Origin of the sequence: Arcobacter cryaerophilus gv. crypticus (assembly GCF_002993025.1) — a bacterium.
GTDB lineage: Bacteria > Campylobacterota > Campylobacteria > Campylobacterales > Arcobacteraceae > Aliarcobacter > Aliarcobacter cryaerophilus_B.
In genome coordinates, this window is the sequence record NZ_NXGI01000002.1 from 362,200 (window position 1) to 386,228 (window position 24,029).

Annotated in this window: 21 protein-coding genes; 1 reads left to right on the forward strand and 20 read right to left on the reverse strand. The window is 30.2% G+C overall.

Features of this window, described 5'->3' with window-relative positions; genetic code table 11:
• Window positions 1-25: 25 nt before the first annotated feature.
• The 17 genes from CJ670_RS02300 to CJ670_RS02380 form a co-directional block, all read right to left on the reverse strand.
• Window positions 26-757: a fumarate reductase iron-sulfur subunit gene (locus tag CJ670_RS02300; RefSeq protein WP_105911049.1), complete on the reverse strand. Its 732-nt coding sequence runs from the start codon at window positions 755-757 to the stop codon at window positions 26-28.
• On the reverse strand, window positions 757-2,742 hold the full coding sequence (locus tag CJ670_RS02305; protein WP_105938702.1) for a fumarate reductase flavoprotein subunit: 1,986 nt from the start codon (window positions 2,740-2,742) through the stop codon (window positions 757-759). The genes CJ670_RS02300 and CJ670_RS02305 overlap by 1 nt, the downstream gene beginning before the upstream one ends.
• On the reverse strand, window positions 2,742-3,542 hold the full coding sequence (locus CJ670_RS02310) for a fumarate reductase cytochrome b subunit (protein ID WP_105911047.1): 801 nt from the start codon (window positions 3,540-3,542) through the stop codon (window positions 2,742-2,744). Before CJ670_RS02310 ends, CJ670_RS02305 begins: the two co-directional genes overlap by 1 nt.
• Before the next feature lie 180 nt (window positions 3,543-3,722).
• The gene (locus CJ670_RS02315; protein ID WP_105938703.1) at window positions 3,723-5,240 is read right to left on the reverse strand and encodes an NADH-quinone oxidoreductase subunit N; all 1,518 of its coding nucleotides are present in this window, start codon (window positions 5,238-5,240) and stop codon (window positions 3,723-3,725) included.
• Window positions 5,237-6,724, reverse strand: coding sequence for a complex I subunit 4 family protein (locus CJ670_RS02320; protein WP_105938704.1), 1,488 nt, complete (start codon window positions 6,722-6,724; stop codon window positions 5,237-5,239). Before CJ670_RS02320 ends, CJ670_RS02315 begins: the two co-directional genes overlap by 4 nt.
• A 1-nt stretch (window position 6,725) precedes the next feature.
• Window positions 6,726-8,612, reverse strand: a complete 1,887-nt coding sequence (nuoL, locus tag CJ670_RS02325; protein ID WP_105938705.1) for an NADH-quinone oxidoreductase subunit L — start codon at window positions 8,610-8,612, stop codon at window positions 6,726-6,728.
• A complete protein-coding gene (nuoK, locus tag CJ670_RS02330) occupies window positions 8,609-8,923 on the reverse strand; it encodes an NADH-quinone oxidoreductase subunit NuoK (RefSeq protein ID WP_105911043.1) in 315 nt (104 codons plus the stop codon). The genes nuoL and nuoK overlap by 4 nt, the downstream gene beginning before the upstream one ends.
• Before the next feature lie 4 nt (window positions 8,924-8,927).
• Window positions 8,928-9,449: an NADH-quinone oxidoreductase subunit J family protein gene (locus CJ670_RS02335; RefSeq protein WP_105911042.1), complete on the reverse strand. Its 522-nt coding sequence runs from the start codon at window positions 9,447-9,449 to the stop codon at window positions 8,928-8,930.
• Window positions 9,449-9,949 carry a NuoI/complex I 23 kDa subunit family protein gene (locus CJ670_RS02340; RefSeq protein ID WP_105911041.1) on the reverse strand — a complete coding sequence of 167 codons (501 nt, stop codon included), beginning with the start codon at window positions 9,947-9,949 and terminating at the stop codon, window positions 9,449-9,451. Before CJ670_RS02340 ends, CJ670_RS02335 begins: the two co-directional genes overlap by 1 nt.
• 1 nt (window position 9,950) lies before the next feature.
• A complete protein-coding gene (locus CJ670_RS02345; RefSeq protein WP_105911040.1) occupies window positions 9,951-11,225 on the reverse strand; it encodes a complex I subunit 1/NuoH family protein in 1,275 nt (424 codons plus the stop codon).
• Complete coding sequence (locus CJ670_RS02350; RefSeq protein WP_105938706.1) at window positions 11,222-12,658, reverse strand: NADH-quinone oxidoreductase subunit G; 1,437 nt, start codon at window positions 12,656-12,658, stop codon at window positions 11,222-11,224. Before CJ670_RS02350 ends, CJ670_RS02345 begins: the two co-directional genes overlap by 4 nt.
• A gap of 21 nt (window positions 12,659-12,679) precedes the next feature.
• A complete protein-coding gene (locus tag CJ670_RS02355) occupies window positions 12,680-13,966 on the reverse strand; it encodes a citrate synthase (RefSeq protein WP_105911038.1) in 1,287 nt (428 codons plus the stop codon).
• A 9-nt stretch (window positions 13,967-13,975) separates the two neighbouring features.
• On the reverse strand, window positions 13,976-15,235 hold the full coding sequence (gene nuoF, locus CJ670_RS02360) for an NADH-quinone oxidoreductase subunit NuoF (protein WP_105938707.1): 1,260 nt from the start codon (window positions 15,233-15,235) through the stop codon (window positions 13,976-13,978).
• On the reverse strand, window positions 15,225-15,710 hold the full coding sequence (locus tag CJ670_RS02365; RefSeq protein ID WP_105911036.1) for an NADH-quinone oxidoreductase subunit NuoE family protein: 486 nt from the start codon (window positions 15,708-15,710) through the stop codon (window positions 15,225-15,227). Before CJ670_RS02365 ends, nuoF begins: the two co-directional genes overlap by 11 nt.
• Complete coding sequence (locus tag CJ670_RS02370) at window positions 15,710-17,344, reverse strand: NADH-quinone oxidoreductase subunit D (RefSeq protein WP_105911035.1); 1,635 nt, start codon at window positions 17,342-17,344, stop codon at window positions 15,710-15,712. Before CJ670_RS02370 ends, CJ670_RS02365 begins: the two co-directional genes overlap by 1 nt.
• Window positions 17,337-17,852 carry an NADH-quinone oxidoreductase subunit B gene (locus CJ670_RS02375; protein ID WP_105911034.1) on the reverse strand — a complete coding sequence of 172 codons (516 nt, stop codon included), beginning with the start codon at window positions 17,850-17,852 and terminating at the stop codon, window positions 17,337-17,339. Before CJ670_RS02375 ends, CJ670_RS02370 begins: the two co-directional genes overlap by 8 nt.
• Window positions 17,843-18,205 (reverse strand): NADH-quinone oxidoreductase subunit A, encoded by a 363-nt coding sequence (locus CJ670_RS02380; RefSeq protein ID WP_105911033.1) that lies wholly within the window; start codon window positions 18,203-18,205, stop codon window positions 17,843-17,845. Before CJ670_RS02380 ends, CJ670_RS02375 begins: the two co-directional genes overlap by 10 nt.
• Before the next feature lie 276 nt (window positions 18,206-18,481).
• Here CJ670_RS02380 and CJ670_RS02385 point away from each other — a divergent pair, with 276 nt between their 5' ends.
• Window positions 18,482-20,296, forward strand: coding sequence for a menaquinone biosynthesis decarboxylase (locus tag CJ670_RS02385; RefSeq protein WP_105938708.1), 1,815 nt, complete (start codon window positions 18,482-18,484; stop codon window positions 20,294-20,296).
• A 62-nt stretch (window positions 20,297-20,358) separates the two neighbouring features.
• Here the strand turns inward: CJ670_RS02385 and CJ670_RS02390 are convergent, their stop codons facing one another.
• The 3 genes from CJ670_RS02390 to CJ670_RS02400 form a co-directional block, all read right to left on the reverse strand.
• Window positions 20,359-22,482 (reverse strand): helix-hairpin-helix domain-containing protein, encoded by a 2,124-nt coding sequence (locus CJ670_RS02390; RefSeq protein ID WP_105938709.1) that lies wholly within the window; start codon window positions 22,480-22,482, stop codon window positions 20,359-20,361.
• An 88-nt stretch (window positions 22,483-22,570) separates the two neighbouring features.
• Entirely contained in the window at window positions 22,571-22,798 is a 228-nt protein-coding gene (locus CJ670_RS02395) for a hypothetical protein (protein ID WP_105938710.1), read from the reverse strand.
• 20 nt (window positions 22,799-22,818) lie between these two features.
• Window positions 22,819-23,907 (reverse strand): peptidase M42, encoded by a 1,089-nt coding sequence (locus CJ670_RS02400; RefSeq protein WP_105938711.1) that lies wholly within the window; start codon window positions 23,905-23,907, stop codon window positions 22,819-22,821.
• Window positions 23,908-24,029: the final 122 nt, after the last annotated feature.

The window sequence follows — 24,029 nt, forward strand, 5'->3', positions numbered from 1 at the left end:
ATGAAGGTAAAACCTTCATAAATAACTATCTAAGTGCTACCAATTTTCTTCTTAAGTAAGCAATTTTATTTTGTAGTGGTAAATGTTTTGGACAATGGTCTTCGCAAGCCAGAAGTGACATACAACCAAATACTCCATCATCATCACCGATTAGTTCATAGAAATCTTCAGCTGTTCTGCTGTCGTGTGGATCTATTTCAAATCTAGCAACTCTATTTAGTCCAACTGGTCCAACAAAGTTTGGTCTCATTAGCATTGTTCCACAAGAAGCAACACAAATACCACACTCAATACATCTATCAAGTTCAAAAGTATCATTTGCAACTTTTGGCTCAATTCTATCTTCAAGTTTTGATATATCTACTTTATGATCTGAGTGAACCCAAGATTCAACTCTTTTACTCATACTATCCATCCATTTTCCAGTATTTACTGATAAATCTTTGATTAGTTCAAATGCAGGCATTGGCATTAATTGTAATTTTCCAGTTGGATAGTTTGCGATTAATGCTCTACAACCTAATACTGGTTTTCCATTAACCATCATTCCACAACTTCCACAAATTCCAGCTCTACAAACAAAGTCAAAAGATAAATCAGGATCGTGAAACTCTCTTATTTGAGTTAGAGCAATAAAAAGAGTCATACCTGGTGTCTCTTCTAACTTATATTCAACGAAGTGAGGTTTTGAAACCTTGCTTCTAGGATTATATTTAAGAACTGAAATTGTAATTTCTCTACCTTTTTGCGTGCTCATTATTTATCTCCTGCTCTTTCATTTTTCTCTTTATAGTTCATTGGTAAATCAAATGGCATTAATGCATCTTGAATTTGATGTCTATCTTTTCCTTCAGATTCCATTTTCTCAGTTATACTATCAACTTGCTCTTGTCTAACTGCTGATAATTCATGCTCAATAATCATACCTTTTGCACCATATCCTCTAAATGCAGGAGGCATTTCCATTTTCATAATATCAAGCGGTTCATAAGTAATAGTTGGTTCCATATCATTTGGATTTGTCCAAGATGTAAGAGTTCTATTTAACCAATTTTTATCATCTCTCATTAAGAAATCTTCTCTATAGTGAGCACCTCTTGATTCAGTTCTCTCTCTTGCACCTTTAGCAACACAAAGTGCTACTTTCAACATTTTTGGCACTCTATAAGCTTCTTCAAGTTCTGGATTTCCAGCTCTTTCTTTAGATTTAATATTAATTTTTTTAGTTTTAGCCAAAAGTTCTTTTAACTCTTCAACAGCTTCTTTTAGTGGTTCTCCACTTCTAAAAATTCCAACTTTGTCATCCATTAGTTGTTTCATTCTATTTTTGATTTTGAAAATATCTTCACTACCTTCATAAGCTAAAAGTTCATCTAAATATTTATCTTGCTCATCTAAGAACTTTTGTACAGTTTTTGTAGGAATTGTTACATCATTTTCCAAACAATAATCAGCAAAGTAGTTACCAATAATCATACCAGCAACAACTGTTTCAGAAACACTATTTCCTCCAAGTCTATTAAATCCGTGCATATCCCAACAAGCAGCTTCACCACAAGCAAATAATCCTGCTAAATTTTGAGATTCTCCTGTTTTTTTTGTTCTAATTCCACCCATTGAGTAGTGTTGCATTGGAAGAACTGGAGCCCAACCTTTTGGACCTTCATCAGCTGGATCTATTCCGTTGAAAATTTGACAAATCTCTTGAACATCTCTTAAGTTTTTCTCAATATGCTCTCTTCCTAAAATAGAAATATCTAGCCATACGTGATATCCATAAGGAGAAGGAACACCTTTACCATTTCTAATATGCTCAATCATTCTTCTTGAAACAACGTCTCTTGATGCTAATTCTTTTTTCTCAGGCTCATAATCAGGCATAAATCTGTGACCATCAACGTCTCTTAGAATTCCACCATCTCCTCTACAACCCTCTGTTAATAAAATTCCAGATGGTACGATTGGTGTTGGATGGAACTGAACAGCTTCCATATTTCCTAAAGTTGCAATTCCAGTTTCTAAAGCAATTGCAGCCCCTGTTCCTTCACAAATAACAGCATTTGTTGTTTGTTTAAATACTCTTCCATATCCACCTGTTGCTATACATGTACCTTTTGCAACATAAGCTTCTAATTCACCAGTAATTAAATCTCGTACAATTGCTCCATAACATCTTCCATTTTCATGAATTAAGCTTAAAGCTTCTTTTCTATCTCTAATATCAACATCATGTCTTAAAGCTTCATTTGCAACACCAAAAAGCATAGTGTGTCCAGTTGCATCTGCTGTATAACATGTTCTCCATTTTTTAGTACCACCAAAGTCTCTTGAAGTTATAAGTCCGTGTCTATCTTCATCTTCTGTAATAGTTGTTTTTTTAGCATTTATAACAGCTTCTCTAGTACCTTTTTCAACTCTACTCCAAGGAACACCCCAAGCAGCTAACTCACGAATTGCTTTTGGAGCAGTGTGAACAAACATTCTTGCAACATCTTGATCACATCCCCAGTCACTACCTTTTACAGTATCTGCAAAGTGTAAATCTTCATTATCTCCATCAGACATCTTAGAGTTTCCTACAGATGCTTGCATACCACCTTGCGCAGCAGCACTATGAGATCTTTTAACTGGAACTAAAGATAAAACAGTTGTACTTAAACCTTTTTTTTGTGCAGCAACAGCAGCTCTAAGACCTGCAAGTCCTCCACCAATTACTAATGCATCACAGTAATTAATTTTCATTATGCGATTCCTCCAACACTTTTAGTTTTTAAGTCATAATTCATAATATGTGCAGATGGTTTAAATGAATCTCTAGGAACATTGTTTTTAGAGTTTTCGTAACCAATTTTCATATAAGCAGCAAGTGAAGCAAATCCTAAAACTAAGAAAAATACTGTTAATGCCCATTTAAGTTTTTTAAGTGCTTTTCTCGTTGCTTTTGGATTTTCACCATCAAACCATCCCCATTTTACGCAAAGTCTATAAAGACCAATTGTTCCATGGAATTCAACAGCTAATAATAAAAGAATATATAGTGGCCACATATATTCATCCCAAACTCTTGCACTACTTTCGTAAGGACCTATTTGATCTGGATGTGTCATAATTACATACAAATGCACTGAACCTAAGAAGAACATTGCAAATCCTGTAAATGCTTGTGTAAACCATAGTTTTGTGTCATCATGTCCCATACTTTTTGCATGAGCTTTTATTACTTGATACTGTTTAAAGTTACCTGGTAATTTTCTCATTCCTAAAGCTGCATGAACAATAAAAATAACAAAAATAACAAGTGCAGCAATAGATACTAAAAGAGGATTTCCATCTTCAAATATAAAGCTACCTTCTAATAATTTTGTAACTTGGTACATAAAATCATTTGACACCAAAATTGATGCAACAAGCATCATATGCGCCCACATAAATAAAGCTAAAAAACCACCTGTAAAACTTTGAATAAAGTCAAGTTTTGCAGGTAATCTACTTTTTTTCCCTTCTTCTGTTTTCCCTAAATAACCCTCTATTAGGTCACTCATTTGCTATCCTTTTCTTTAGATTTAGATTTAACAACATAATATCAAATTATAGGTTTAAAATTAGTCAATAAAAAAGGTTTTTGTTAAAAAAATATAAAAGATTGTAAAAAAGTGACATTTAGCCCATTATTACTGGACTAAATGTTAAAATATAGTTTTAGAGTGTTACTAAAATACTCACTATAAAAATAGAGATTTCACAGCTAGTTGTGCAAAGTTTATTAAAGTATCAATATTTAATACAGGAATAAAGAATACAACAGCAGAACCAATACCACCAACAACAGTTAATATTGCAACAAAAAGTATTGCATAAGTAGAAACTCTACTGTCGTTGAAATCTTCGCTTATGCACTCTTCTTTTGGAGGGTAAAAATACATAACAGCAATTAATCTTAGATAATAGTACATTGAAACTATTGTTGCAAAAATTGCAAAAATTGCTAATGCAACATATCCAGCTTTTAATGCTTCTGTAAATACATAAACTTTTCCTATAAAACCTATAGTTCCAGGGATTCCTGCAAGTGATAGCATAAATATTGTCATCATTGCAGCTAAAAATGGTCTTTGTTTTGCTAAACCTTTAAAGTCATCAAAAGTAACTTTAATATTTGTCTCTGAAATAATATGAGAAGCTAATCCAAATGCACCAAGTGCAGATACTAAATAAGCTATTAAATAGAACATTATAGAGTATGCAGCTTCAATATTTACTATTGAATTATTTGCATAACTTAAAGATATAAATGCAAGAAGTAAATAACCTGTGTGTACTATTGAAGAAGCTGCTAACATTCTTTTTACAATATCTTGTGTAATAGCAAGCCAAGTTCCAAATAAAAGAGTCATAATAATTACAACTTGTAAAATAGTATCCCAGAAATCTATGATTGGAGCTATGTAATCTAAGATTAATCTCATAAAAAATGAGAATATAGCAATTTTAAATGTAGATGCCATATATGCTGTAATAATCATAGGGGCACCTCTATAGATATCTAGTACCCAAGATTGGAACGGAAATGCTGCAATTTTGAAAAGGAAAGTAAATAAAATTAGAGTTAAACCAATATATAAAAGCTCAAGATTTGAACCATTACTTGCTTGAATGTATGAATAAATATCTGCTAAATTTGTACTTGCAACAGTTCCAAAAACTAAAACAAGTCCTAGTAGGAAAAATGCACCAATAAATGCACCAAGCACTAAATATTTAAAAATAGCTTCAACTCTTTTTGAATCATCACTATTGTAACCAACCATAATATATACACTAAATGATGCAATTTCTAATGCAATAAATGCAGTTATTAGCTCATTTGCTTGTGCTAAAACCATCATTCCAAATAGAGAAAAAAGTAAAATACTAAAAAATTCACCTTTGAAATAACTTCTATGTTGTAAATAGTGTTCACCAATTAAAATTGTTAATAAAGTTCCTAAAATCAATAAAATATTAAAGAAATTCGAGAAAGTATCGAAAGTCAAAACATTATTTAAAAAACTATCATAAGGTTGAACAGAATATAGAGTATTTGCATTTAAAAGTGCAAATACTAATGCCGAAACTAAAAATAGTGAAGATACAAAAATATGACTTTTTACACTAATTTTTTCATACATACTCATAAATAACAGAGCAATAGCTCCAAATAAAACCAGTAAAGTTGGAATTAAATAAATAAAATTACTCATTTTGTTGCTCCAATTTGTAAAATATCTTGTAAGTAGTGCGTAACTGTTGGTTCAAATTTATCTATAAAAACTTCTGGATAAAATCCCATAACAAACACTAAAACAACCCATGGAACAAGTCCAACAATCTCTTTAATTTTTAAATCTCTCATATTAAGTTCAGCTGAACCTTCAGGTCTATCTTGCAAAATTGCTCTTTGAAACATCCAAAGCATATAAGAAGCTCCAATAACAACTGATAAAGCAGCAATAGCACCTAGATAAATATTAAAGTTAAATACACCAAATATTATAAGTAATTCAGAAACAAATCCATTTGTACCTGGAAGTCCAACATTTGCAAAAAGCATAACAGCAAAAACAAATGTAAAAATAGGAGCTTTTTTTGCAATTCCACCTAAATCTTTTATAGTTTTAAATCCTGTTTGTTCTTGCATTAATCCTACAAGTAAAAATAGTGCTCCAGTTGCTATTGCGTGAGCAATAATTAAATATAAAGCCCCATTTATACCATAAGAGTTTAGCGAAAAAATACCAGCAGCTATGAAACTTAAGTGAGAAGCTGACGAGTAAGCAAACATTCTTTTAATATCATCTTGCATAAGTGCAGCTATTCCAAAGTATACAAGACCAAAAAGACCAATAATTACAAACCAAGTTGAAAACTCAATATAAACCTCTGGAAATAGTGGTATCATAAATCTTAAAATAGCATAAACTCCTAGTTTTGCCATAATCGATGATAGTAAAAATACAGCACCAGTTGGAGCATTTTTATATGTTTCCATAATCCAAGTATGAAGAGGAAATAGTGGAATTTTTATAGCAAATGCTACTAAAAAACCTAAAAATAACCAAATTTTTGTATTGTAATCAAGTATTGATATTTGCATTAGTTTATCATAAGCAAAAGACCAAACACCAAACTCATTATGATATGCAACACCTAGGTATAAAATTGCTACAAGCATTAAAAGTGATCCAGCCATTGTATAAACTGTTACTTTGATTGTTGTAAAAACTTTATCACCAAATCCAAATTGACCAATCATAAGAAAAACTGGTAAAAGCATAATTTCCCAAAAGAAGTAGAAAAGAACAATATCTAATGAAAGAAGAGTTCCAGTAACACCACTTTGAACTAAAAGCATATTTATCCAATAGCCTTTAGTTTTACCTTCCCATAAAAGTAAATATGAAGTTGGAATTAAAATTGCAATCATCATTAAAATTGTTAATGAGATTCCATCTAAACCAATATAGTAATTTATACCATATGTTTCAATCCAAGCAACATTTGTTACAAATTGCATTCCAGAACTTGGTTCAAATTCTAAATAAAGTTTGAGCACAAGTGCTAAAATAACTGTAGTTGTAAGAAATGCAATATTTCTAATAGTATTTACATCTCTAGTTGTTATCATTAAACCTAATGCTACAATAGCAGGTAAAAATATAATAAATGAAAGAATATCTGCACTCATATTATAACCCTAATTTTAAATATAGATATACAAATATACAAGACATTCCAGCAAGCATAAATGCTGCATAGAATCGTACATTTGCATTTTGTATTAATGCTACTTTTCTTCCAATAGCTACAAAATAGATTGAAGATTTCATAATAAATGCATCAATAATTTTTGCATCTAAAACTTTATCAATAAAACAAGATGCTGCTTTTGAAGTTTTAACAAATAAAATATCATAAAGCTCATCAACATAAAGTTTTCTTCCAACAAAACCAACTTCAAGCTCAGGTTTTTCTAAATCAAATCTTGCATATTTTTTGTATGCAATAAATATACCAAAAGAAGCAACTAGAACTGAAAGAGCCATTAAAATATACTCTGTACTATGAGATAGAGTAATTGTTTTTGAATTTAAGCTTCCAAGCCAAGTATCTACCATATGTGTTCCACCAAATATAGAAGGTAGATTTAAAAATCCAGCTGTAACAGCACCTATTGCTAATACTACAAGTGGAAATGTAATAGTTTTACTTGTATATACATACTCTTTTTTATGATGATTTGGTGTAACAAAAACAACAAAATATAGTCTAAACATATAAAATGCAGTTAAAAATGCAGTAAATAGTGCAATTCCATATATTAAGTAATGTCCTTCTTGAAATGCAGCTGCTAGTATTGCATCTTTAGAGAAAAATCCAGAAAATGGTGGAATTCCTGAAATTGCAATAACTCCTATTAAAAATGTTGCAGAAATTATTGGCAATATTGCTCTATGTTTAGCAATATTAAAAATATTTTGCTCATGATGAAGTGCAATTATAACTCCACCAGCTCCCATAAATAGCATTGCTTTAAAGAATGCATGTGTGAAAACATGAAATAATCCGCTTGAGTAAAATCCAAGTCCAACAGCTATAAACATATAACCTAATTGACTCATAGTTGAGTAAGCAAGTATTTTTTTAATATCTGTTTGTCTTGTTGCAATGATAGCAGCAAGTAAAGCTGAAAATGCTCCAATATATGCTATAAATATTCCAATTTCTTCTATTCCTGTATATAAGAAATGGAATCTTGCAACCATATAAACCCCGGCTGTAACCATTGTTGCTGCGTGAATTAGTGCTGAAATTGGTGTGGGACCTGCCATTGCATCTGGAAGCCAAGTATATAGTGGAATTTGAGCTGATTTTCCCATAGCTCCTATAAATAATAATACTCCAGCTAATAAAAGCCAACCATTTGATGCATTTGATAAATTTGCTTCAATTGAAGAAAAAGATAAGTCAACTTGACCTAATGCAAAAAATAGTGTTGCAACTCCTAAAAGGAATCCAAAATCTCCAACTCTGTTTACAATAAATGCTTTATTTGCAGCAATAACATTGTTTTTTTCACCATAATAAAACTTAATTAAAAGGTATGAACAAACTCCAACACCTTCCCAACCTATAAATAAAATTATTGGATTATCTGCAAGAACTAGAATTAACATTGATGCTAGGAATAGATTAAAGTAAGCGAAGAATTTACCAAAACCTTCGTCATCTTTCATATAACCAACAGCATAAATGTGAATTAACCAACCAACAAAAGTTACAAACATTGACATAAAAATAGATAAATTATCTCCTAAAAATGCCATATCTACATTTAAGTTTTCAACATTTAACCATGTAAATATATGTTGTTTAAATATAATTTTTTCTTCAAGCATTCTTAAAAATAAGCTAAGAGTTATTAAAAAAGAAATTAAAGGAGTCAATGTTCCAATTATTGCAAAATAATTTTCTGATATTTTCTGTTTTTTTATATTATAAAAATATAGACCACCATTTAAAATAGCCCCAAGTAAAGGAGCTAAAATTATCCAAACTAAAAGATTTGTACTCATCTTTTTTCTCCTTGAGATAGAGATGTAAATAGATCTGTATCCAAAGATTTTTTAGATCTAAACAGCAATATAACTATTGATAGGAATATCGCAGCTTCAGCAGCAGCTATAGATATAACCATAATTGAAACAATTTGAGGGTCAATATTAAAATGGTATCTAGCAAATGTTACTAAAAATAGATTTACACCATTTAACATAAGTTCAAGTGACATATAAATCACAAAAATATTTCTTCTAGCAATTACTCCAATTGCACCAATTGAGAATAAAATCATAGATACAAAAGCATAAGAAGTTAGTGATATCATCTTTTTAATCCTCCTTTGAAGTTATTTTAGTTTTTCTTCTTTTTGCAAGAACAACAGAACCTACAAGTGCAATTAGAAGTAAAATTGATATTAACTCAAATGCTACAATCCAATCATTATAAAGAATAAGCCCAACTGGTTTTATAGTTCCAAAATCACCTTCAATAGGATATAAATCTTTGCTAGGTAAATTTGATACAGCCTTTAAAACTAAAATATTTAGAGGAATCATCAAAATAGCACCAAAACCTATAAGCATAAACTTTTTAGGTTCTTGCGGTAAATCCTCTTCTTTGATATTTAAAAACATTAAAATAAATAGAATTAAAGCCATAATAGCACCAGCATAAACGATAATTTGTACCATAAACAATAAAGTAGCATTTAAAAGTGCAAACAGTCCAGCAACACTTAGCATAGTAATCAAAAGCCCCAATGCACTAAACATTGGACTTTTGTAAACTAGCATAGCAATAGCACCAGTAATTGCAAAAAATGCTAAAGCAATAAATAGTATATCAGCCATTATTCAAAATCCTTTGATCTCTCATTTTTCATAAGAGCTTTTTTATCTAATACAAACTCTTCTCTAGTTGAAGCTGTAAAAGAGAAAATTCCAGTATCCATTCTGATTGCATCACATGGACAAGCTTCTACACAATATCCACAAAATACACATTCAAGAAGGTCTATTTTAAACTCTTTTGGTCTTTTTTCATCAACACCATCAAATCTTTCTTCTGCTTCTATAAAAATACATTCAGCAGGACATGCTGTTGCACACATAAAACAAGCAACACACTTTTCAGATCCATCGTCATGTTTTGTAAGTCTATGAACACCTCTATATCTTTCAGTTATATCTGTTGGTTGAACCTCTGGATATTGTAAAGTATTTAAACCTTCTACATCTCTTAGATTTTTAAAGAAGTGCTTAAAAGTTGTTTTCATTCCTCCAGCAATAGCAGGAATGTATAGCTTATCTTTAAATGAACTTCCATATCTTGGTACTATTTTTATTGCCATCTTAATTTCCTAACACAACAACAATTGCTGTTATTACAATATTTAATAAAGCTAGAGGAATTAAAACTTTCCATCCTAGCATTTGTAGTTGGTCATATCTAATTCTTAAAACAGTCCATCTAACCCACATATAAACAAAAGCCATCATGAAAAATTTAACCATAAAAGTTCCAACTTGAAGAACTGCAGTTGCAATATTTACTCCATTTGTTCCAAGTCCAGTTACTAAAAATGATATTAAAACTCCCACGATTACTAAACACAATGACCAAAAAATTACAGTTAATATTTTTGTCTCTTTTTCTCTGCTTGTATCGTTTCCAACTCTTTTGTTATTTTTCTTCATCCATCTTGTAAATATAAATATTTTAATAGGAAGTAAAATAATTATTGCCAAAATAACATAATTTATATTTGATTGAATAGTTGCTGTATCCATCCAAGGAATTTGATAACCACCAAAAAATAGCGTTACTATTAATGCACTTGAAGCACTCATAGCTGCATATTCACCAACTTGAAAAAGTCCAAATTTCATTGCACTATATTCTGTATGATATCCAGCAACTATTTCACTCTCACCTTCTGCTAAGTCAAATGGAGCTCTATTTGTTTCTGCAAATGAACACACAATAAATATAACAGCAGCTAAAGGTTGAATAAATATTCCCCACATAGGAATAACTCCAAGATAAGTTCCCGTTTGTGCATTTACAATATCTGTTAGATGAATTGAACCATAAGATACAATCATAGATATAATTGCTAATCCCATAGCAGCTTCATAAGATATAACTTGAGCAGAAGCTCTAATTGAACCTAGAAGTCCATATTTACTTTGAGATGAATAACCACCTAAAATAATTCCATAAACACTAAGTCCAGCAAATGCTAAAAACCACATAATACCAAGTTCATTTGGTATAGCTTGCATTGTGTGAGCTTTTCCATCTATTGTTAAAACATCAGCATATGGAATAACTGCAAAAGTTAAAAATGAAGCCATAAATACTATAGCAGGAGCAATTGTAAAGAAAAACTTATGTTTTATATGAGAAGGTGTGAAATCTTCTTTAAAGATAAGTTTTAACATATCAGCAAGTGCTTGAATAAGACCACCTAGTCTTATAACTCCAATGCTACATCTGTTTGGACCACTTCTATCTTGAATAAATCCAGCAATTCTTCTTTCCCACCAAACCCAAAGTGGTGTTAACCCAACGGCAAGAACCACTGATAAGGCAATATTTACAATAATTATAATTGTAGTACTCATATAGTTCCTTTTTCAATCATAAATTTAATATTCTCTATGATTGTTGTAATTGTAGGCATAGGACTATTTTTATCTAATTTAGAAACAACTTTTTGTCTTATTCCATCACAGTTTATGTATGAACCACTTTTTTCGTAAAAAGATGCAACAGGAATTGCAATATCAGAGTTTCCTACTGTTAAACAGTGATGAGAGAATAAAGAGATAAGTTTTTTATTTTCAAGTAAATTTAACTTATCTTCAAAATAGCTATTTTCTAAAACAAAAATAGTTTTTGCTTCACTTAAAGCTTTATCAAAAAACTCTTTAGTTTCATCTATTTCAAGTTCTTTGAAAGATCCTCTATTTGCAGTTTTATCAGCTTTTTTTAACCAATCATCTGCAAAAGATTCATCAATAGTATTTGGAGAATATCCACTTAGTTTTATATTTAGCTTACTTGCTAGTTCTTTTACATTTATCATCTCTTCATAAGATAAATTAGGACTTAAAAGTATTAATTTATTTTCATGACTTGATAACTCTTTAAAGATATTAATAATAGCATTTGAAATATTTGTCTCATTTTTATTAATTAATGCAGTTGTAAATCTATTTGTTGCATCATTTTCATAAGACAATCTTCCATAATCACACATAAACCAACCGTTTACTGCTTTATTTGTTCTTGGTCTAAATCTATAAATCATATCATCTTTATATTTCTCTTTTCTATGATCTACATTTATATTACACCCTTTTGAACAACCATTACAAATAGCCTCAAAACTTTGTAAGAACCAAACTCTTTGTTTAAATCTAAAATCTTTGCTTGTTAATGCTCCAACAGGGCATAAATCAACAACATTCATAGCATATGGATTATCCAAAGGACGCCCTGGAAATGTTCCAATAACTGAGTGATCTGTTCTATCTATAACTCCTAGTTCTGCTGTTTTTGTAATATCTTTACAAAATCTTACACATCTAAGACAAAGTACACATCTTTCTTGATCCAACATTACATTTGAACCTAAATCAACTCTTTTTCTTGCATGATTTTTATCATCAACATTTACTCTTGAAGCATAAAAACCAGATTCCATATAGTAATCTTGTAGTTTACACTCACCAGCTTGGTCACATGTAGGACAATCTATAGGGTGATTTATAAGTTCAAGTTCTAAAATATCTTTTCTTACACTCTCTATTTTCTCACCTTTTGTTCTTACAATCATTCCATCTTTTATAGGTGTGTCACAGGCAATTTGAGGTCTTTTTTGACCCTCAATTTCAACCATACACATTCTACAATTTCCATCTTTTCCCAACGCTTGATGATAACAAAAGTGAGGGATATGGATTTTTTCATCCAATAGTTTATCAATCAACAAGCTACCTTTCGTAGCTTGAAATTGAATTCCATTAATTGTTATACTAACTTGATCAGCCATAAATTCATATCCCCTTATTTTTTATTTACCTGTATATAATTGTCTAGGTCTAGCAATTTTATGTTTTGGATCTCTTTTAAACTCTGCCCATTGAGCAATCCAACCTGGAGTTCTTCCAATAACAAAAATAGGTGTAAACATCTCCACTGGAATTTTAAGTGCTGTTAAGATAACTCCTGAATAGAAATCTATATTTGGATATAAACCTCTTTCTTTAAAGTAATCATCTTTTAATGCAGCTTCTTCAACAGCTGTCGCAATGTCAATTAGTTTTGAGTCAAGATTTAATTTCTCTTTTAATTTACCTTGTAAATCTCTTAAAGTATCGGCTCTTGGGTCTCTATTTTTGTAAACTCTATGTCCAAATCCCATAAGTCTAAATGGATCATTTTTATCTTTTGCTTTTGCTATAAAACTAGCAACATTTTTAACATCACCAATCATTCTTAGTTGATCCATAACTTTTTCATTTGCTCCACCATGAGCTGCTCCCCAAAGTGCTGAAATACCAGATGCAATTGCAACATAAGGGTGAGCTTCTGTTGAACCTACATTTCTAACAGTTGTTGTAGAAGCATTTTGTTCATGGTCTGCATGAAGAGTTAAAATAGCATCTAGTGCATCAACTTCAATTTGAGTAATCTCTTGATTTGAACCATCAGCTAAATGTTTCATTTTTCCACCTGGATATGCTCTTAACATATATAATAGATTTTCTGTGAAATATCTATCAATATCTGGATAAATCATAGGTGTTCCAATTGAGTTTCTATATGCCATAGCTGCAATTGTAGGCATTTTTGCCATAATTCTATTTTGCATAGTTTTGTACTCTTCTTCATCTTCTAAATGTAAGTGGTCTTTATAAAATGCAGATAGTGCCATTGTTGAAGCTGCCATTGTTGCCATTGGGTGAGCTCTATCAGGTAATGCATCAAATAATCTAATAATTCCCTCATCAACAAAAGATCTATGTCTTATCTCTAAATCTAAGTTTTTTGACTCATCTTTATTTGGTAATCTTCCATTCATTAATAAATATGATACATCCAAAAATGAGTGTTTACCAGCTAAATCAGCTATATCATAACCTCTGTATTTAAGTTCCGAGTTTTCACCATCAATAAATGTAATTTTTGATTCACAAGCAGCTGTTGAAGTATAACCTGGATCAAAAGTAAACATTCCAGAATCTTTGTAAAATGTAGAAATATCTACAACAGATGGTCCTCTTGTACCATCTATAATATTGTACTCATAAGATTTACCAGTTCTATTGTCAGTAAAAGTCATTGTATTCTTTGCCATTTTTTCTCCTTAGTTTTGATTATTTTTTATATAAGCGTCAAATTCACTTCTAAATTTTTTTACAATACTTGCTATAATATCTTTAACAGCAGGTGCAAAAACACACACTGTTTTTCCATTCATAGTTTCGCAAACATCAAGTATAGTTTGTAAATCATTTGAAGAACCACAACCTTCTATAATATCCCTTATAATTTTATCAATCCAACCACAACCTTCTCTACAAGGAGTACATTGTCCGCACGACTCATGATGATAAAATTCAATAATATTTTTCGCAACTTCGACCATACACGCACTATCATCAATTACAATCATACCTCCTGTACCTAAAGTTGAACCTATATCCCACATAGACTCATAATCCAATACAGCTTTTTCTACTTCAGTTGCTGTTAGAATTGGACATGAAGTTCCACCTGGAATAATAGCTTTTAGTTTTTTACCTTCAAGCATTCCACCACCAACTTCATTTAAGAAGTCAATCATTTTATTTCCATATTGAAGTTCATAAACCCCTGGGTTTTTAACAGGTCCTGAAATAGCAAAAAGCATAGTTCCAGGTGATTTTGGTGTACCATATTTTGTATAACCCTCTGCTCCATTTTCAACAATATTTGGAACTGATGATATAGTTTCAACATTATTTACAGTTGCAGGATCTCCATAAAACCACTCACACTCTTTTCCATGAGGTTTTAATCTTGGGTGTCCTCTTTTTCCTTCGATTGATTCAATAAGTGCAGATTTTTCTCCACAAATATATGCTCCTCCACCTCTGTGAACTGTAATATCAACTTTAAAATCATATTTGTCCATGATTTTATCACCAATAATTTTTGCTTTATAAGCTTCTTGAATTGCTTCATTCAATCTATCAATAAAAAACTTATACTCACCTCTTATATAAATATAAGCATGATTAGCTTGAATTGCCCAACAAGTACAGATAATTCCTTCTATTAAAAGGTGTGGATCGTATTGGAAAATTTGTCTATCTTTAAAAGTTCCAGGTTCACTCTCATCACCATTTACAATTAAATATCTAGGTCTTTCATCAACGGCAGGCATAAGTTCCCATTTAGGACCACAAGCAGCTCCTCCTCCACCTTTTCCTCTAAGTCCAGATTTTGTAACTTCAGCAGTTACATCATTTGGAGCCATAGTAAAAAGTTTATCTATAGAAGAGTATCTTCCATTTGCAAGAGCAACTTCAAGTTTGTGTGAATTTGGGATATCAAAATTTTTACTTACTATTTTAGTTATCATTTTTGCACTCCCAAATTATTTTTTCTAATTTCTCTTTTGTTAGTTTTCCGTGATAAACATTATTTAATGCAATCATTGGAGCATCTCCACAAGCACCTTGACACTCTACTTCACTAAAAGTAAAAAGTCCATCGGCACTTGTTTGACCTGGTTCAAGTCCTAAAGTTTCTTTTATGTAAGCTTTTAACTCTCTTGCACCCATAAGCATACAAGATACTGTTTTACAAAGTTCAATATGGTGTTTTCCAATTGGTTTTAAGTTAAACATAGTATAAAATGTTGCCACTTCATATACTTGCATTGGACTTTTTTCTACTTTTTGTGCTACATAAACCATAGCTTCTGGGCTTACCCAACCTTCTTGCTCTTGTACTAACCAAAGAGCTGGTAGCATACAAGAGTCAATTTTTGGATATCTCGAAGCATACTCTTGAAATTTTGCTTCATTTTGTGGTGTATATTTAAAACTACTCATTATCTATCAAACTCCCCAGCAATAAAATTCAAGCTTGCCATTGTAACAACAGCATCTGCTAGCATTGTACCTTCAACTATTTTTGAATAAGCAGCTAAAGAATAAAAACATGGTGGTCTACATTTAACTTTGTATGGTCTTCCGCTTCCATCACTTACGATAAAAAACCCTAATTCACCATTTGTAGCTTCTGTTGAGCTATAATACTCACCTTTTGGAACTAAAGTTCCTTCAAATGTAAGTTTAAATTGATTCATTAAACCTTCAATATTTCCATAAACATCTTTTTTATTTGGTAATACAAGATTTGGAGCATAAACATTTATAGCACCATCAGGCATATTTTTCATAGCTTGTCTTATAATTTTTATAGATTGAATAGACTCTTCAAATCTACACATCATTCTGTCATAAACATCTCCATGGCTTCCAATAACTAAATCAAAATCAAAGTTTTCGTATCCATAGTATGGTTTATCTTTTCTTAAATCATGAGCAACTCCAGCTGCTCTTAAGTTTGGTCCAGAAATACCATTTGCAAGTGCAAAATCAGCTTTTATAACCCCAATATCTTGAGTTCTATCATGGAAAAGTTTATTATGAGCTATTAAAGATAAAACATCTTCTATAGCTTTTTCAGATGTTTTTAAAACTTCTTCTAAATCTTTGTCAAAACCATCATATAAATCAAACTCTAAACCACCAATTCTTGTATAAGTATTTGTAAGTCTAGCACCTGTAAGTTTTGATAATAAATCATAAGCTTGATCTCTTGCTCCAAATAAGTACCATAAACTTGTAAGACCACCTAAATCAACCATATTTGCAGCATTACAAACAAAGTGGTCAATTATACGGCTTAATTCACCAAGTACAACTCTTATCATTTTTGCTCTTGGACTTATTTCAATTTTCATCATATCTTCAATTGCTTTTGCCCATCCGATATTATTTAAAATAGCACTACAATAATTTAATCTATCTGTATATGGTATTACTTGTGAATAAGTGTGGTGCTCACAGGCTTTCTCAAAACCTCTATGTAAATATCCAATTTCTGTCACACAAGCAGCTATTGTTTCACCTTCAAGTGCAACAAAGTTTCTTATAGTTCCGTGACTTGCTGGATGAGAAGGTCCAACATTTAAAAGCATTAAATCAGATATCTCTTCATCTGTATAGCCTTTTGATTTAAGAAGCGGTAACATCTCATCCATTAAATCTTCAGTTTCTGTACAAATTTGACCTTGAGTTATTTTGTAATCTTTTCTTAAGGGATGACCAACAAATTGTTTATGATTTAAAACTCTTTTTAAATTTGGATGATTTAAAAATATAACACCATATTGATCATAAGCTTCTCTTTCAGCCCAATTTGCAGAATCAAAAATATCGCAAACTGTATCAATACTTAAAGTCTCATCACTTACAAATGCTTTTACAGTAGTCTCTTTTTTAAAATCAGAGCTTCTTAAAACATAAACAACTGCAAATCTTGATGGTGTAGAATCTGGAAATTTTGAGTAATCAACTACTGTCATATCTAAAAGAATTATAAAATCTTCATCTTTTTTTAATCTTAAAAGAGTAGATTTTAAATCTTTTGAATCAACTAATAAATCACACTTAAGCATCTAAAAATCCTTTGTATTCTTTAACTCTATCTTTAATAATTGACTCATTTTTAGCTTTTTCTTGAATTCTCATAATTGCATCAAGAACAGCTTCTGGTCTTGGAGGACAACCAGCAACGTACTCATCAACTGGAATAATCTCATCAATTCCTTGAACAGTCGCATAATTATCATAAAACCCACCGCTACAAGCACATGCTCCCATAGATATTACCCATTTTGGTTCACACATTTGCTCATAAATTTTTTTTAAAATTGGAGCTTGTTTGTATGAAATAGTTCCAGCAACTATTAATAAATCTGCTTGTCTTGGAGAAAATCTTACAACTTCGGCTCCAAATCTTGAAACATCGTATCTTGAAGCAGCAACTGCCATAAATTCAATACCACAACATGCAGTTCCAAATGCCATAGGCCAAAGAGAATATGACCTTCCCCAGTTAATAGCTGCATCTAACTTTGTTGTAAGTATGCTATCGCCTAAACTTGATTCAACTCCTAATCCCATGATAAAGCCTTTTTCTTATAGATATAAATTAATCCAATAAATAACAGTCCCATAAAGATAAACATCTTAAATAGTCCAGCAACTCCTAGATCAACAACATTTACAGCCCAAGGAAACATAAAAATCACTTCTACATCAAAAAGTAAAAATGAGATAGCAACTAAATAGAATTTTACAGAAAATCTATTGTTTGTTGTTCCAATAGGATTCGTAATTCCACTTTCATAGACATTGTTTTTCATAACAGAGTCTTTGTTTTGAGGACCAATAAATTTGGTAAGCATAAAAACAACTGCAAGAATTACCCCAATGGCAATAAATATAGCAGATGCTAAGATTAATTCAGCAGACATCTTCTTTCCTATTTTTATAAAATATAATCAGACTTTGATTGTACACAAATTTTTTAAACTAAACAATTTTAATGCGGTTTTATAATCAATTAAAAATATAAGTGTGAAAAAATGTAATACTTTCTAATCTTGACAAATTAACTCTGCTTAAAATATCTAAAATATAAGCTTTTTCTTAATTAAAGCTTAATTTAAATTTGCTACAAAAAGGAACATCAAGAGATATTAAAGAAGATAATGATAGAGTAAAATCTTACTTAAACCAAAGGAAAAATTATGAAAAGAGCAATAGCACTTTTAGAAAAACACAATCTTTTAAAAATAATTTCTGATGAATTAGATATAAATTTAGAAATACCACACATTGCATATATAGAGGTTAAAAAGCCCGATTCAAAAGCAATTTTATTTACAAATGCAGTTGATAGAAAAAATGAAAAAAAATTTAAAGAGCCAGTATTAATGAATGTTTTTTGTAATGAAGAGGCGGTTAAACTTTTTATTGGGGATGGAGATAAAATTGGTAATGAAATAGAGAGTTTATTAAAATTAAAACCTCCTGTTACTTTTAGTGAAAAACTATCAACTTTGGGTAAATTATTCTCACTTAAAAATACAATTCCAAAAAAAATTAAAAGTAAAGGTTCTTGTCAAGAAGTTATAAAACTTGGAAGTGATGCAAAACTTAGTGATTTACCAGTTATCCAAACTTGGGAAGATGATGCTGGAGCTTTTATTACTATGGGACAAGTTTATACTCAAAGTTTAAATGGTGAACTTAAAAATCTTGGTATGTATAGACTTCAAGTATTTCCTGATAATACTCTTGGAATGCATTGGCAAATACATAAAGATAGTAATCACTTCTTCCATGAATATAAAAAAGCTGGTAAAAAAATGCCTGTAAGTATTGGAATTGGTGGAGATCCTATGTATATTTGGTGTGGACAAGCACCGCTTCCTATTGGTATTTTTGAGCTTATGCTTTATGGATTTGTTAAAAACTCTCCAGCAAGGCTTGTAAAATCAATTACAAATGATATTTGGATTCCTGAAGATAATGACTATGTTATAGAAGGATTTGTTGATACAAGTAAACTAAAAATTGAGGGTCCTTTTGGAGATCATACTGGTTATTATACTTTAGATGAAGAGTTTCCTTTTATGGAAGTAAGTGCAATTACAAGCAAAAAAGATCCAGTATTTTTAGCAACGGTTGTAGGAAAACCACCACTTGAAGATAAATATATGGGATATGCAACAGAGAGAATATTTTTACCACTTTTAAAAACAACTGCACCTGATTTAATTGATTATTATATGCCTGAAAATGGTGTTTATCATAATCTTATTTTAGCAAAGATAAATAGTTTTTATCCAGGGCATGCAAGTCAAATGATGCATGCATTTTGGGGAGTAGGGCAAATGAGTTTTGTAAAACATGCTATTTTTGTAAATAATGATGCTCCAAAATTAACTTCACATGATGAAATTATTAAATACATTTTAAATAGAATCAATATTGAGGACATTTTAGTTTCAAAAGGAGTTGTAGATCATCTTGACCACTCAAGTGCTAAATTTGCAGTTGGTGGAAAATTGGGACTTGATTGTACAGGGAAAGAGATAGATGAGCTAGGAATTACACTTTTAGAAGATAATGAACTTTTAAACAAAATGCAAAATATAAGTAAAGAGATAAAAGGACTTAAGCAATACTATACAGATACAAAAAATCCAGTTTGTGTTATAAGTGTAGAAAAAACAAGAAGTCAAAAATATCTTTTTGAGGAGCTAAAACCACTATTTTCTCATATAAAAATTTTAGTAATTGTGGATGTTAAAGCAAATGATTTAGAAAATCCATATATGTTAATTTGGAGAGTTACAAATAATATTGATTCAAATAGAGATTTATTTGTAGAAGGAAACACTCTGTGTCTTGATGGAACAAATAAAAACTCTTTAGATGGTTTTACTAGACGTTGGCCAGGAGATGTAAATTGTACAAAAAGTGTTATTGATAGCTTAAGAGAACGAAATATTATTGATATTGATGATGAGTTCATAAAAAAACATCAATTGTATTAGAAATTCAAAAAAGATAAAAAGAGCTACCAAAATAGCTTTTTTTATCACAATTAATTAAATATCTATTTTAAACTAATACCAACCCTTTGTTTTTCCAAATCCACACTTATAACTTTTAGATTTTCAAGATTTTGATTTATACTTAAAACTTCACTTGGATGAGAAACTCTTTTTTGGCTAATTTGTGAAATATGAAGTAGGGCATCATTTTTTAGTCCAATATCTACAAAAGCACCAAAATCAGTTATATTTCGGACAATTCCATTCAAAATAAATCCCTCTTTTAAGTCGTTTATATCCAAAATATCATTTGAAAATTTTACTTGATTAAACTCTGTTCGCACATCATATCCTGGCTTGAGCAATTCATTTACTATATCTTTTAGTTTTAAAATAGAACAATTTAGCTCAAGTGCCATTTTTTCAAAATCTTTTATCTCTTCTAGCTCTTTAATAGTATATTTTTTTTGTAAAATTGAAGTAAGCTCATAATCTTCAGGATGAATAGCAGTATTATCTAAAATTGATTTTCCATCTTTAATTCTCAAAAATCCAACACTTTGAATAAATGCTTTTTCTCCTAAACCTTTTACTTTTAAAAGTTGCTCTTTTGAACTAAATTTTTTGATTTTTTCTCTATGTTCAACTATATTTTGAGCTAATTTTTCACTAATTCCAGATATAAAAGATAGAAGCTTATATGAAGCAGAGTTTAAATCAACTCCAACTTTGTTTACTAAATCTATTGTTATATTCTCTAATTTTTTTTCTAGCTCTTTTTGATTTATATCGTGTTGGTATTGACCAATTCCTAGTGATTTTGGGTCAATTTTAACTAATGCTGCCATTGGGTCTCTTAGTCTTTGTGCAATAGATATAGCTCCTCTTATTGTTACATCAAGGTTTGGATACTCCAAAGAAGCTATTTTTGAAGCCGAATAAACACTAGCTCCAATTTCACTAACTATTGCATAATTTACTTCAAAATTCTCTTTTTTTAACTCTTCATTTTTTAATAACTCATCAATAAAATTTGCAGTTTCTCTTGAAGCAGTACCATTTCCAATAGCAATAGCGGTAATTTTATATTTTCTAATAAGTTCTAGTACTATTTTTGATGAATTTATTAAATCCTCTTTAGGTTTTGTAGGATATATAACAGAACTATCTAAAAAATATCCATTTTCATCAATAACTGCAAGTTTACAACCAGTTTTAAATCCAGGGTCAATTCCTAAAATTACTTGATTTACAAGTGGAGCTGTAAGAAGTAGCTCTTTTAGGTTTTTTCCAAATAGTTCTATGGCTTCAATTCCAGCTTTCTCTTTTAGGTTTGAAATAGCCTCTCTTTTTAAAGTAGGTAGTAACAATCTTTTTAAACCATCTTTGTAAGCATCAAATACTAACTCTTTTGAGCTAGAAGCATTTGTAGGAATTTTGTATTTTTTAATATTTTCTAAAATATGATTTTCATCAATTTCAACTTTAAGTGATAGTTGCTTTTCATTTACAGCTCTTAAAATTGCTAAAACTCTATGAGATTTTATATATTTTATTTTTTCATTTGTATTTGCAAAATTTGAATAAAGACCATTTTTATCAAAATCTTTTGTAGGACTTACTTCTAAAACTCCCCAATTTTGGATTAAATTTCTTAAAACTTCTTTTGATTTAAAATCATCTGCATATCTTTGAGCTATTATATCTTTTGCTCCATTTATTGCTTCGTTTATGGTTTTTATATTTTCATTTAAAAATTGATTCGCTTTTTGTTCACACTCTTCTTTTGTATATTTCATACTTTGAATAATATTTGCTAGTGGTTCAAGTCCATTTTCTAAAGCAGTTGTAGTTCTTGAAGATTTTTTATCTTTAAATGGTGCATAAATATCTTCCAAAGCTTGTAAAGTTGTAGCTTCATCTAAAAATTTTATTAGTTTTTCATCTAAAAAGTTTTTTTCTTTTAATAGATTTTTTATCTCATCTCGTCTTTGAATTAATTTTTTTGAATATTCAAAAACCTCTTCAAATATCCTAAGTTCAATATCACTTGCACCATTTGTAAACTCTTTTCTATATCTTGCAATAAAAGGAATAGTGCATCCTTCATCAAGAAGTTTTATTATATTTTCAATAATATTTATAGGTAAATTTGTTTTGTCTTTTAGTAGTTTTATTAAATTCATAAATTTTTCTTTTCTTATTTTTTGGAAATTGTAGCTAAATTCATAAGCAAGCAGCTTATGAATTTAAATCTTAAGGTTTTTTAGTGCCTCAATCTTCTATTAAACTTGCTTTACTAGTTGGCGTAAAACTATCGCTATAATCAAAGCTATCATATTCGCTATAATCAACAGTAAAAATTTTAGGATATCCCAACTTTACAAGCTCTTTATCGATGTTTTCTTCACTTAATCTATTTTTTACTTTATCCATAATTTGCTCAATATGTTCTTCTTGTACATTAGCCTCTTTTAAATCATAAATAATAGCTAAATTCATTTTTCCCTTCTTTTTTAAAATTAAATATTAACACTCTTTATATAAAAACTACTCAAAATAAAAATAATTGCCTTGATAGATTCAATAGAAGCTGTCTCATCAACTGTATGATAACCTGTTGTTGGAATTTGCAAGGTTGAGCCTTGAATTTGTCCATTTGATTCCATAACAAGTCTTCCTAGCTCTGTACTTCCAATACTAAGAGGTTTTAATCCCTCTTTTTCTCTTAATTTATTTTTTTCAATTATAAACTTATCTTTACAAGAAAATGATATTTTATTTTTCTTACAAAATTTTTTCAACTCTTTTAAAATAGGTGATTTAAACTTTGCATTTACATCTTTATTTCTTAAAACTACAAGTTGCTTATCGGCTTCTTCTCTATTTTCAAAAGGACTTGTATCAAGAACAACTAGTTTATCTGTTGATATTTTATTTTTTTTAAACCATTCGTGAACAAATCTCCAACTCTTTCCAGCTTCTTCTTGAGCTGTAAAAAAAGCAGTTCCAGCAAATCCATGCTGATAAAGATATAAAATAATTGCAGCACTTAAAACATTGTCAAGTTGTGCAGAGATTAAATTTCCATTTTGTTTAAGCTTATCCACAAAAGCAATTGGAGTGCCAGGAAGTAGGTGATTTAACCCATCTATTTTAAATATTAGATTATTTATCTCTTCTTTTAAAAAAGCATCTGTAATTTTCCCAATACCTAAATAGCCTCCACTAAATGGCTCGTAAGCATGAACGCTTTGATTTATATATCTTTGTGAAATTTGTTGAAAAGTTTGTTCTGAAAGTGAATTTCCTCTTAAATCAGAGCGATTTTTTGCTAAAAAAGCTGCAAACTGGAACTCATTTGGACCGGTACAAATAACACCATGTCTATCTATGTGTGCACTTAAGATACCATTTGATGGATCTTTTCCACTAGCAACTAAAAGTCCATCATAATGCTCTGTTTTTATACCAATCTCTTCAAGTTCTCTTTTTAAGTAAAGTAAAAAAGAGTGCTCAGCTCCTGTAACAGAAGGAACCCGAATAAGTTGTTTTAGCAAATCTAAAAATAGAGTAAAATCTTTTGGCTCATTTGAAAATGAAGCACTCAAACTATTCTCCTAAAGTTTTATAGAATAAAAGTTTATTCTGTGGTGGAATTATAAACTATATTTTAAATATTAATCTAAAAAAGAGCTTAAATTTATCTATAATTTACTATAGTTATTTAATC